General features: G+C 49.7%; 13 protein-coding genes. 4 read left to right on the top strand and 9 right to left on the bottom strand.

Annotation, left to right across the window (positions count from 1 at the left end):
* Window positions 1-11: 11 nt before the first annotated feature.
* A complete protein-coding gene (locus NR177_RS21295; protein ID WP_256853585.1) occupies window positions 12-791 on the bottom strand; it encodes a site-specific integrase in 780 nt (259 codons plus the stop codon).
* Between the two features lie 246 nt (window positions 792-1,037).
* A complete protein-coding gene (locus tag NR177_RS21290; protein ID WP_256853584.1) occupies window positions 1,038-1,355 on the bottom strand; it encodes a hypothetical protein in 318 nt (105 codons plus the stop codon).
* 521 nt (window positions 1,356-1,876) lie between these two features.
* Between NR177_RS21290 and vapB the strand changes: the two genes are divergently transcribed.
* Window positions 1,877-2,107, top strand: coding sequence for a type II toxin-antitoxin system VapB family antitoxin (gene vapB / locus NR177_RS21285; RefSeq protein WP_174260979.1), 231 nt, complete (start codon window positions 1,877-1,879; stop codon window positions 2,105-2,107).
* A complete protein-coding gene (locus NR177_RS21280) occupies window positions 2,104-2,517 on the top strand; it encodes a type II toxin-antitoxin system VapC family toxin (protein WP_256853583.1) in 414 nt (137 codons plus the stop codon). The genes vapB and NR177_RS21280 overlap by 4 nt, the downstream gene beginning before the upstream one ends.
* 371 nt (window positions 2,518-2,888) lie before the next feature.
* On the opposite strand, the gene NR177_RS21275 is transcribed toward NR177_RS21280, so the two are convergent.
* The 7 genes from NR177_RS21275 to NR177_RS21245 all read right to left on the bottom strand — a co-directional run bounded on the left by NR177_RS21275 (window position 2,889) and on the right by NR177_RS21245 (window position 9,973).
* Window positions 2,889-3,758, bottom strand: a complete 870-nt coding sequence (locus NR177_RS21275; protein WP_256853582.1) for an N-acetylmuramoyl-L-alanine amidase — start codon at window positions 3,756-3,758, stop codon at window positions 2,889-2,891.
* Between the two features lie 26 nt (window positions 3,759-3,784).
* Complete coding sequence (locus NR177_RS21270; RefSeq protein ID WP_256853581.1) at window positions 3,785-4,060, bottom strand: helix-turn-helix transcriptional regulator; 276 nt, start codon at window positions 4,058-4,060, stop codon at window positions 3,785-3,787.
* A gap of 93 nt (window positions 4,061-4,153) precedes the next feature.
* Window positions 4,154-4,903 (bottom strand): molecular chaperone, encoded by a 750-nt coding sequence (locus tag NR177_RS21265; protein WP_256853580.1) that lies wholly within the window; start codon window positions 4,901-4,903, stop codon window positions 4,154-4,156.
* On the bottom strand, window positions 4,903-6,195 hold the full coding sequence (locus NR177_RS21260) for a fimbrial protein (RefSeq protein WP_256853579.1): 1,293 nt from the start codon (window positions 6,193-6,195) through the stop codon (window positions 4,903-4,905). Before NR177_RS21260 ends, NR177_RS21265 begins: the two co-directional genes overlap by 1 nt.
* 10 nt (window positions 6,196-6,205) lie before the next feature.
* Window positions 6,206-8,689 (bottom strand): fimbria/pilus outer membrane usher protein, encoded by a 2,484-nt coding sequence (locus NR177_RS21255; protein WP_256853578.1) that lies wholly within the window; start codon window positions 8,687-8,689, stop codon window positions 6,206-6,208.
* An 18-nt stretch (window positions 8,690-8,707) separates the two neighbouring features.
* Entirely contained in the window at window positions 8,708-9,379 is a 672-nt protein-coding gene (locus NR177_RS21250) for a molecular chaperone (protein ID WP_256853577.1), read from the bottom strand.
* Between the two features lie 39 nt (window positions 9,380-9,418).
* A complete protein-coding gene (locus NR177_RS21245) occupies window positions 9,419-9,973 on the bottom strand; it encodes a fimbrial protein (protein WP_256853576.1) in 555 nt (184 codons plus the stop codon).
* 442 nt (window positions 9,974-10,415) lie between these two features.
* Between NR177_RS21245 and NR177_RS21240 the strand changes: the two genes are divergently transcribed.
* Together NR177_RS21240 and NR177_RS21235 are read left to right on the top strand one after the other, a co-directional pair.
* Entirely contained in the window at window positions 10,416-11,294 is an 879-nt protein-coding gene (locus NR177_RS21240) for a winged helix-turn-helix domain-containing protein (protein WP_256853575.1), read from the top strand.
* Entirely contained in the window at window positions 11,287-11,745 is a 459-nt protein-coding gene (locus tag NR177_RS21235; protein WP_256853574.1) for a hypothetical protein, read from the top strand. Before NR177_RS21240 ends, NR177_RS21235 begins: the two co-directional genes overlap by 8 nt.
* Window positions 11,746-11,791 lie beyond the last annotated feature (46 nt).

The following is an 11,791-nucleotide window of genomic DNA, read 5'->3' as shown; positions in this document are numbered from 1 at the left end:
GGATTGATTTATTACAAAGGCCTTTTAAGCATCGCCACAGCCTCACTGCCCGGCATCGAAAACTGCACCCGGTGCCTGGCCGCCACGTCCAGTGCAAACACCTTCGTATAGACCTCCGTCGACTTCATGCTCTTGTGGCCCATCAGGCTCTGCAGCGCCTTGAGCGGGATCCCCGCGTAAAGCATGTGCATGGCGTAACTGTGCCGGAACGTATGCGGCGTCACCGGCACCGAAAAATTCACGCCGTCCTCCGCTGCGGTGGCTACCGCTTCATTAATCCATTTGCGGACGGTCCGGTCGGTCACGGTCCACAGCCGCACTTTTTCCGTCCGGCCGGTTTCCGGGTTGCGCCGCTCCAGCGGAATGCGCAGCGTGGCCACCATCATCTCGAGCTGGGCAATGTACTGCGGATCGGACAGCGGTACCAGGCGGTGCGGAACCACCCCCGAGGGAAAACGACCGGAGCTCCGGGCTGCTTTTTCCCCACGCTGTTTCAGCGTGGCCAGCTTCACGAAGGGATGGGGCGGCGTCAGGGTGAAGTCGGCCCGCGTCAGGGCCAGCGCCTCATTGATACGCGCCCCGGTGTTCCACATAGTGGTCAGCAGCATCTTGCGGTGCAGATCCGGCACGTAGTGGAGCAGGGCGCTGACCTCCGGCGCAAGCAGGTATTTCGGCAAATCGTCAATGAGTGCGGCCATCTGACGGAGCGCAAGAGCGGCCGGATAGTCAATGGCCACCGGCAGCTGGGCAGCAGCCGGTGACTGAAACAGGGTGGGCAGATTCATGGTCATAAAACCTCATTTACCGGCAGTGGCGTGCTGACAGGGCTGACGGTCTTCCATGACGTCAGACCAGTAATGAGCCTGACACAGTGCGTCATGAAAATCCCGGACGGGGCAGCTGCAGGCCTTCCGGCAGTCAGCCTGAGGGCCGGGTTTTCCGCCCTGTTGCCGGTCAGCTCATTGGCGGTCTTGTCCGTATGCATAAGGGTTAATGGTCCTTTGTGCGTGTCGCTGTATTCAGGATCTCTCATTAACCTAAAGAAGATCCATTTTGAATGCCGCCTCAGCAGGTATGCTCAAATCGATTTCAACCGCGCCGGCCGGAAGAGAACTGAAGGTCAGTGCGGTACCAGAAAGCTGTACCGACCAGTCTTTCATATCCGGAGCATCGAGCCGGCTGGCCATTTCTTCGTAAACGCCGTTTTCCTCATCAAGAAGCACAAGGAGGTTTTCGCCAAGGGAGTTGACGGTCCGGAGAAGCCAGCACGTCCGGCAGCCGTAACCTGCCCAGTATGCGACAATCTCCGCCGGAGAATAACTGTTCCCTTCGTTAGTAAATTTTTTGTTAGCCATAAAGTAATTTCCTTATCAATATTCACATCCGTGTTTGTATTGAACATGACAATCACACCTGTAGCATTCACCCCCACATCATGTGACATGAATAAACTACAAGCCTGCTAAATATTACTACCGCAATTACCGGAGCAGTAGAAATGGAGATTCCGATTTATTCCTCTTATGGCATTTTTCGGAACTCAAGAAGCAGAAAAAGAAAGTGATGCTCAACAGTTGAGTTACGATTCAAGTATGAAAGCATGTTCATAACCCATTGTATATTATAGCACAAAATTTCATTCTGTTTCAAAAATAACCGATTTATCTTTAAGATCCGGTTCTAGCTTTTTTCGGATGTCAGCGTAAAAGGAGAAAAGAAAGCTTATAGCTGACATATCCATATGCCAGGCATCTGCATAGGTTTGGCATACGCATATACTCATCATCTGCATATGTTATATATATACATATGTGCAGCATCTGCCTATACTTGGCACAGGTATAAATATAACGGCCATGAGGCCAGGAGAAAGACCATGAGAACCGTATCGATATTTAGAAACGGCAATAACCGTGCCATCCGCCTTCCCCGCGATCTGGATTTTGAGGGGGTGAGTGAGCTGGAGATCGTCCGGGAAGGGGACAGCATCATCCTGCGTCCCGTCCGGCCGACCTGGGGCTCATTCGTGGAGCTTGAAAAAGCCGATCCGGACTTTATGGCAGAGCGAGAGGACGTTGTGACTGACGAAGGACGATTTGACCTGTGAACAAAACGTATATGCTGGACACCTGTATCTGCTCGTTCATCATGCGCGAGCAGCCGACCGCCGTCATTGAGCGCCTGGAGCAGGCGGTGCTGCGCGGCCACCGCATCGTGGTCTCGGCCATTACTTACTCTGAAATGCGCTTCGGCGCCACCGGCCCGAAGGCCTCACCGCGTCACGTGCAGCTGGTCGAGGAATTCTGCGCCCGGCTCGATGCCGTCCTGCCCTGGGACCGCGCCGCGGTGGACGCCACCACGGAAATTAAGGTGGCGCTGCGCCTGGCCGGCACGCCGATCGGCCCGAACGATACGGCGATCGCCGGACACGCCATCGCCGCCGGTGCCGTGCTGGTGACGAACAATGTGCGGGAATTTGAGCGGGTACCGGGCCTGCCCCTGGAAGACTGGGTATGACAGGCGGCGCACCCGTCTTTCACCGTTCCGGACAGGGGCCCCGTTCCGAGCTGTCCTCTGCGGGCGTGGCTCCCCTGCGGGCAAGCCTGACAAGCATCACCACTTCAGAACGGGCCGCGGCCACCCGCTTTCTCAGGTGCCGCCTCACCGCGCTGACGTTCATGGCTGATGCCGGCCGGCTTCGCTTCTCTGTTCTGCTCATCAGGCCTCACTTTCTGACTGACTGCCCGGGGCGTTTCACCTCAGGGCTGTTTTCTGAGTTCATGGGACCGTGACCGTCCTGCGGTCAGGCCGTGACTGATGTTCCGCCATCAGATAAATGCAGCCGGGAAGCTGCGGACAGACCCGCGGGCATGATGAATGGCGCGTCGTCACTGCGGGGCAGGGCGGTACTGCTCATCGAGTGCCTTTGCAATAGCCAGGGTTTCAGCATCGGGTGTGCCGTCGGTGTTTTCCGGCCTGAAATGCATCTGAAACGCGCGGACGGTTTTCCGTGTCTCATCATCCAGGACGCCGCTGAGCGGGATCTGGTCATAACCGTAACGCCTGAGCGCCGTCTGAAGAGTCAGGACATCGGCAGGCGCATCCGGTGCCCGTCCGGCCAGGTACTTCTGCACCCGCAGCGGTTCAGGCCACGCCCCCACGCCCTGCGCGGCCAGCGCTTTCCACGGAAACAGTTTACCGGGATCCTGTTTACGCAGCGGCGCGATGTCGCTGTGGCCGAGCACGTTATCCGGCGTGATGCCATAGCGCCGGATAATATCTTTAGCCAGCGCAGCCAGCGCACTGATCTGCTGCGGTCTGAAGGGATACCATGTCTTGTGGCCCAGCAGGTCTTCCGTGAAACCCGGATTCACTATTTCAATTCCCACCGACGAATCATTCAGGTTGACGCGCCCGTTCCAGTTACTCACCCCGGCATGCCAGGCTCGCCTTTCTTCACTGACCAGCCGGTAAACGATCGGTTCACGCGTGCGGCTGTCGACACGGTCAGAAATCAGGTAGTGCGCGCTGACGTTTTCGCCGGAAAGCAGCTTCAGCGAGTCCGCCTCGTCGACCGCCGTGTAATGAAAGACCAGAAAACGTATCCGTTCGTTCTGCGCTGCCGAGGAGTGGGTGTCGTCCAGCAAATAATTCTTTACGCTGACGTGCGGGGGCGTTTGCTTACTGCAGCCCGCGAGAACCATTAAGCAGCACAGGCCGGGCAGGATTGATGTTATCCATTTTTTCAAAGTAAACATAACTAATCCTTTATTTTATCATTCCGTTATTTATTCAAAGGTACAGGTGTGCTGCGGCGCAGAATACTGAATTCCACGCGGCTTTCCTGGTAATTCACTCTGTTTTCTAAAAACCACATGATGAATTCATTATTATTTCTGACCCCAATTTTTCGCATTACCCTCTTTTTGTAATAACTGACGGATTTTTCTTTCAGACCTGACCATTCCGCTATCTGCTTTATGGTCATGCCGGTCATAAAAAACCAGGTGACAGCAACTTCATTTTCGGTGAATAATAGACAGCGCTGTGTATTATCCATAAACGTCACAGATCCTCCATTGCATGATTATGGGCTAAAAATTTTTGTGAAAAGAAACTGGCAGAATTAATCTGCCAGATAAAATTTAACGTATTAATTCGAGTCTTCTTTCAGGGACCGGGTAAAGCTGAAATCTTTCCCGGCATCATCAACCAGGGTATATTCCACGGTCATCTCTTCACGGCTCATTACTTCCTTTAAACTAAAGCGTTTATGGCTGAAAGGGGCAATCATCCTGCTCATGCCCAGCTGCAATGGCTGTTCAACGGAAGACGACCTGATCTTTATCGAAACAGGCGTCACGTAATAGGGCGAGGGATTTTCCAGCTCCAGTGAATGCCCGCTGTCTGATAAACGAACGCTCAGACTTTCGGCAATTTTTTTAATGTCCATATGTCCCGTGAACGGTCGGTAAATAATCTTCAGCTGAGTGTTTAACCCGACCTCCACTTTGTTAGCATTTTCCCTCTGCTGAGATTTCTTCATGCCGGGTATTTCATAGAGGTTAATCCAGAAGACAGATTCCCGATCCCTGGGCAACGCTCGCATTTTTTCCGTGGGCAGTATCCTCAGATTCACGATTTTTCCGGGCGACATTTTTGTCACCGCAGGAATAACGATGAAGGGATAATTTTTTTCTTTATTGAGATCGCCTGCACTTCCGTCATCAATCCAGCTCTGAAGTAAAACCGGCGCATTTCTGTCGTTATTGACGATAAGCAGACGCCTGTCACTGTCGTTGCCGCTGAACAGTACTCTGTCCTGCAACGGCACGACCGCTGCATGGAGCCCCAGCGAAGTAAATAAAAAAGAAAAAAAGAAAAAGTGAGAAAAGCACTTCATCACCAGTACCTCACCACTATATATGCCGTCGCATCCACCTTACCGGGTGTGACGGTGTCAGCCGCATTCAGAATCGCGTATGAAGCAAAATACCGTGATGTGATGTCCACCTGGCTGTTGCTGTTTCTGGCGCGATTGACTTCTCCGGTGAGCAGAGAAAACCAGCCTTTTGTATAATCGTCGGTATACGCGTTCGTTATAAATCCAAACGGAGTGTCGGAGCCTGAAGCTGTTATGGCAATACCGACATTCGAGGCATAGCCGTCCTGTCCGTAATGGTCTGACACGAGGTAGGGCATCCACTGCGAGTCGCCAGGGGCATTGGCGGGACGCGGATTAGTGGTTCTGAAGGCAACGGAAATCTTATCTGGACCCACGCCTGCGGTCTGATTGATATAGGCATTGATGAGTGGGCCGCCACAGCGGTAAGTGATTTCAAAGTCTCTACCCGTTTTCACGCCAGACTTTAAATCGCTGACCGTTACCTTGGGTAAAATAACAGGGTTGGTATAGTCAAGAACACGGCATCCCCAGGCCGACTGTTTAAACGTGTTTGCCGGAGAGTAAACCATGCCGAAACCAATCCAGTTTGAGTAGCCGAAGCCATCATAATTTGTAGCACTGTCACTACCCGGCGTGATTTTTCGATCGTCATTCCAGCCGGGCCCGACAAATACAGTGTACCCGTTCGGCTGAGTACATTTGTAAGATATACCGTTTGCGGTGTCTTCGGCTGGGTCACCGCAGCCGAATTTGTTACCCCCTCCCCTGTAGGTGGCAGGAAACCGGTAGATTTCTGCCGTCACGCTGCTGAAGTCGCGGGCATAAAAATTGAGCCTGTTCCCTTCCTTGTGCCCCGATATGGGAGACTGCTGCCAGTATCTCGAGAACACCTTACCGTCTTTATTGCGCGTAATCTTGATGCCGATAAAAGGAAAATAGGTCTGGTAGACGCCCTCCCCGTTGCCGTTAAGACCGCCCACGTTACTGTCTCCGTTGGTGGCAAAATTCTCATATGTTTTGCCTTCATCGGCGAGATCACAGGTATAAAGCAACTGATCTCCTCCCTCAGGGAAGGCCCCAGCCTGGCCTACGCTGGCAGTGGTAGAGCCAATCAGGCCGGTCGGCATAAACTCCGTCGGCTGAAGGGTTATGGGACCAAAAACCAGGGGAACGCCACCTGTGCTGTCACCTCCTTGTCCGTTTTGATACACTGGCGTGCATTTGGCCAGAGCTGACGATGTAAAAAACGTGACCATCAGCAGGGAAAAAACAGCTGCTTGCTTTTTCATGTTTGTAACCTTATTGACAGACTGCGGTGACATAGTTGAGCGCTTTTGATGACCTCAATTTCACGGGCGCATAGCGGATGACACACTGTTCACCGGCCGCACTGCCCCAGCGGGCGGTCAGCGCCTCTCCGTTTTCAAGCCGCAGGTAGGTGTTACCCGCCTGACTTACCGTAGCCACGTTATTGCCCTCGGAATCAAAGATGTCGGAACCCAGAGGAACCCAACTGCCATCACGGCGTTTCAGCTGCATCATCACGGGGATTCCCTGACGGGTTTTAAAGACCAGTCGTGTGACTGAACCTGCATAGGGCGTAACGACATGCTGGCTGTCAATAATATCAACATCCGCAGATCCGCTTTCAGGCGCATCAAGGTTGATACTGTTACGTCGGTAAGGCATCAGCGAAGGAATGATGGCGTAACCTGCACTGTCGATTTTAATATTCTGACCGTTAAGCACCGTGGCCCCCTCAGCCCCTTTGGCCTCCACAATCGCAAAGGTATCGCTCACGGTATGCCCCAGAGTGATCCCGCCACGGTGTACCGCGACGGCACCGCTCATCGACCCCGATGCCTGCCAGCTTCCCGGCGATTTTGATACCGTTCCGCTCACATTGGCTTTGGGCAGAATGGTGGACAGACTGAGTCCCGTATTGCTGCCCGCGCGGGCCTGGCTGTAGTTCAGGCCCCACTGGGTAGTATTGTCCTTGCCAGCGCTGCCAGACAGCGAGGTCTGATAGCTGTGGTCATTATTACTGCTGACGTATGTCGCAGACATCGTCGTGTTCCGGTTATCGCGCCCTAAGGGCACGGAAAAATTCAGGGCAAACTGGGTATCTTTGTAATATTCCTTGTGGCTGTCATCTTCAGGCATCCCGAATCTCTGCGCGTCTGAAACCCGCGTACGGTACTGTCTGGAAATGCTGAAATCCATGTGGATACCGTAAGGCAGGGCCGTGTTGTATCCCACCTGATAAGAAGTATCTTTATTTCTTCCGTCGTAATAATTTTGTGAGGATCCCGAAACATAGACGCTGCCCAGTGCGCCAAGCGGCTGGCTGATGTTGACCTGAAGCCGATTTTTTTGCATGTATGTTCCCCCTTCTACCGACGACAGAGGGGTATCGGAGTTGTTAAGAGCCACAATATCCTGCAGGTCCCGGTAACCCTTCGTGGAATACCGGTAGCCGGCAAAACTGATTGTGGTGCCAAGCGGCCCCAGCGTCTTACTGTACTGGGTATTCACCATCCATCCCTGCGTGGTTCTGCCATTTTTCAGTCTGGCATTTGACCAGGTGGCGGATGTCCCGAAAGCACCGAGCGCCGATGAATAAATTGCTCCGCCGCTGGCCGCCTGATAACCACTGCCGACACGTAATCCGCTGTTTGCCGTTACCGTGTTTGAAACGCCGTATTTAACGGAATACTCGGAAAACTGATTGAAGCGGGCGTAGTCGCTGATTTTTCCCGCAGAAAACGCATAGTCCAGACGTCCGGGACGAACAGAGCCTGGCAGGGTAGAATAGGGTACTGCATATTCAGTGATGCTGCCGTCACTCTCCGTGACCCTGACCTTCAGGTCACCACCATAGAAAGCCGGTGCCAGGTCATCAATACTGAAGTTACCCGGCGGCACGGTCGTCTCATAGATTTTATATTTCTTCTGAAAAACCTCGACTTTCGCGTTAGTTCGCGTAGTTCCCCTTACGGTCGGTGCGTACTGAACCAGCGAAGGGGGTAATACACGATTGTCTGTCTTCAGGCTGACGCCTGTGAAACTGAGCCCGCTGAAGGTTTCAGAAGAGGAGCTGAGCTGTCCTACTGACAGCTCACTTCGCAACAGCGGTAAGCCGCGTTTTACATAAAAGCGTGAGGAATTCCACCTGGAACCATAGCGGTTACGATTGAAATTGCCCTGCTGCCGGAACTGCCACTTGCCTGCATTAAAGCCGCTGCTGAGGCCGAGGTAAGTTGAGCTCAGTGCGCCTGAATAGCTGTTGTGGGACTCATACTGGTTGACTGTATAGTTTGAGAATAAAACAGTGCTCCCTGCGTCAAACTCACTCGCCGGAATATAGTCATCCGGCCGCTGTACCAGCAGGCTCTGGGGCACCACAATGTTTACCCTCAGAGAAGAAAGATCGGGCGCTGCCTTTGCCTCCGGCAGAACGGCTTCAAGAATATACCTCTCTTGCGCTGCAAGAGATTCAGGTTTCTTTTTAAGGGGTAAACTGTTAATGAAATCCCCCGTGAATACCGGTGTCAGTTTTTTATCTTTCATTTCAAAATCCACTGTTTTTTTAGAAAAAAGTTTATTATTCAGATAGACAGAAACATCATACTTCCCAGGTTTATAAAAAGAGTCTTCGCCTGATAATGCAGCAATACCACTCAGCCCGCTTGCCCTGAGCATGACAGGACTGAATTCATATTCTTCAGCATGGATATAAAAAGTACAGCAGGAAAGAAATAAAGGATAAAATCTGATCTTCATTTTCATAGAATCATAAAATTAGTTATCAGCGATCAGGAAGTTTACTGGCGTGCCATAATCATTGATCATAACCGCATTGAGCGGGCCACTTAGATGTTTATCCTTAATTACTGTGGAATATTTCCCACCGGGCAACAAGGTGATTTTTTCGGCTAAAAGACGATTTCCATTACTGATATCTCTTATAGAAAGGATATTCGCCGTGTTGTTATTTACCACCAACACTCCATCATGCACTCGGTAAGAGATATTGCTTTCGTCTTTTGCAGTAAAAGCATTCACCGAGGCAGGCCTGTAAATAATTTTTAACCGACTCCGGATAATGATATTGAGGCGATTAACCTTACCTTCATTTTTTCGGACACCAGGGATCTGGGTAAAATTCAGATAAAAAAGAGACTCTTTATCCTGTGGCAATGCGCCGGATAACAGCTTAATTTTTACCGTCTGCCCCCCTTTTTCTTTAATTTTAAAAACAGGCGGCATGGCAATAAAATCCGGTTTCTCGCTGTTGTCGGATTCTACCTGAACAATAAAAGGATTATCACTGGTGTTATCAAAGGTAACTGTTTTTTCAGTTATACCTTCCATTACAATTCGTGAAGCGTTCATAACCACAGCAGCCTGCGTTGCGCTACTGATTAAAAAGAATAAAACTGAAAATATTTTCAGGTATGTTAAAAGTTTCATAAATTATTCCAGCCCCGCGAGAATCGCGGGGCGCAGTTTTTAGAGATAGCTGATAGCGTACTGAACTGTCGCTTCGACTTTACCGGCTGTGGCAGCACCACCGGTAGCAATATACTGAGCGGTATACTGTGCTTCTCCGCTGGTGTCGCCCGGGTTGAGTGAAAATGCCTTAGCAAACGCCTCACCTGACTGTAAATTAATAACGTTATTATCCGGATCCAGTAACTGAATAGCGACATTACTTGCCGGAGAAGAAGTGGCAATGTTTTTCAGGTTACCGGAAGCATCAACACTGGTTGATGCAAAATGAATTTTAATATCCTTGGCCGCTGCTCCAGGATCAGTGCATCCTGTCAGCTTCATGCTGAATGTCGTGGGTGAAGAAGTATTACCCGCGGCGGAAAGATCGCTGAGCTTTGCCGTCTGCATCAGTATAACTGGTGCGGCCGAAGTAGAGTCATTGACACTGATGTTACACGTCTGGGCGGACACTTCACCTTTGAAACGAATACTGTTTTCCTGTGCGGCAAATACACTGCTGCCTGACAGAGTAGTCAGGGCAATAATCCCGGTTAACAAGGTCTTTTTGAACATTCCAGTGCTCCTAAAACGGTTGTCTGTTAATTAACATGCAGAAAGACGCCTTTGGAATTCAATCATTCATTCCGCATGTAATTTATCTTAATGAATAATACTGACGTACTGACTTCGAACTAATAACGTAATCAGCCAAAACAGTCTATGCGGGACGGAAGATAAGCGCACCTTTGAATTCCTCTGATTTCGTTTAAATTAATATTATTTTTATGTTTAAATTTATAATGTTAAAAATCAACAACTTAAAATAAATTTAGATTGATTTATTATAAATAACACAAAGATAAAGTCGCTCTATAAAGACGTGATATACTTATTTTAAATTGATCTGAGCAGCTTTCGGATTTATGATCTTCCGCTCACATAAAAACTTCCCCCGCTCATTAGGCATATCATTTGTGCGGACTTTTGATTATTTATTTCACTGGTGGAGAATGCCTTGAGCAGAAAAATTATCCTTAACAGTTTTCTGACTTTTGAACCGGATAAAAAAAGGATCACCGGCAGGGGTAACCCGGCGATTATCAGCGCATCCGCATCACTGTGCCTTGAACTGCTCATTGAAAATGTGGGGCAACTGGTCACGCATCAACAGTTCTATGACTATGTCTGGCGCCGGTTTGGTACGGAACCTGCTTCAACAACCCTTTATCAAAATATCTCGGCGCTGAGGCGTGCACTCTATAAAGCAGGTCTTCAGGAGGATATCATCCGGACCATGCCACGTAAGGGTTTTCTTCTTTCTCCACAGACAACCGTAGAGAAAGAAAGCCTTTCATCCTTCTCATCCGTCAGCCCCGTGTCGAAAAGTGCTCAGGCTCTCTCTGCAGGCGCTAATAAAATTCCAGAGCATGGCGCTTCAGATGAAGGGATGACTGCTGTGCAGAGTGAGCAAGAGACTGATCATGTGAAAAAAATTTTTTCATATTCATCTCTGGCTGAACACAGGATTTTAAAAGCCTTTCTGGGATCAAAAAAATTGATGGCTGTAACGATTCTTTTTATTCTGATAGTTTCACTCTGGTCTTTTTTTTATATCAGAGCCGGAATGAATTACAATGATGCTGTTTTTATTTACAGTACGGATTACAAAGGCTGTACCGTATTCAACAATGCAGATGGGTGGCTTAGAAAAGAAGAGGTAAAGAAAAAGATAGATGATCTTAACATAAACTGCAGCGCAACTCCTTATGTTTATCTTACCGCTTTCAAACATGCAGACAGTCTTTCATACTTTAACTGCGAGCACCCGTTAGACGGACGTGTAAGAGCGAACTGCCGTTCCCACTACTATGTGAAGAACCAGAATAATGATTAAAATCATCCTCCTGATCATCTTCTGTATTGTCATTTATTTATTTACGCCATTCAGCAGGAACGGAGAAAACACCATTTCATGCAAAGCCGATGTCTCTTATCTGTGGAAGCAGGATCGGCTGGATTTACTCATCACGCAAAACCTTCATGACGGAAAGGGCGTTCTTTCAATGTCTGGTATTTTATATGAAAACGATAAAGTAAAATCTTATCTGAGTAAGACGGTTTCATTTTCATACGTTCAGAACAGTTTTTTCTACTACTTCCGATCTGAGCTGATCATGAACTCACCTCAGATGACGATGAGCCTTGCCGATCAGAAGACATGGCTACCCGACTTTTTTACAGAGAACAATAAACCGTTAGTACTCAAAATCAGGCCTTATGGCAAAAATTCCTGGGTTTTTTATCCCGAAAACACACCGCTTTTCATCTGTGAAAGAAGCCATTAACGGATATAAGGCCAGCTGAATCCCCGTGTCCTCTACGCCCGGGCTA

The organism is Pantoea sp. Fr+CA_20 (genome assembly GCF_024520835.1).
Classification (GTDB): Bacteria; Pseudomonadota; Gammaproteobacteria; order Enterobacterales; family Enterobacteriaceae; genus Pantoea; species Pantoea allii.
The sequence above is the reverse complement of the archived record's forward strand: the minus strand, read 5'-3'. Positions and strand labels throughout refer to the sequence as shown.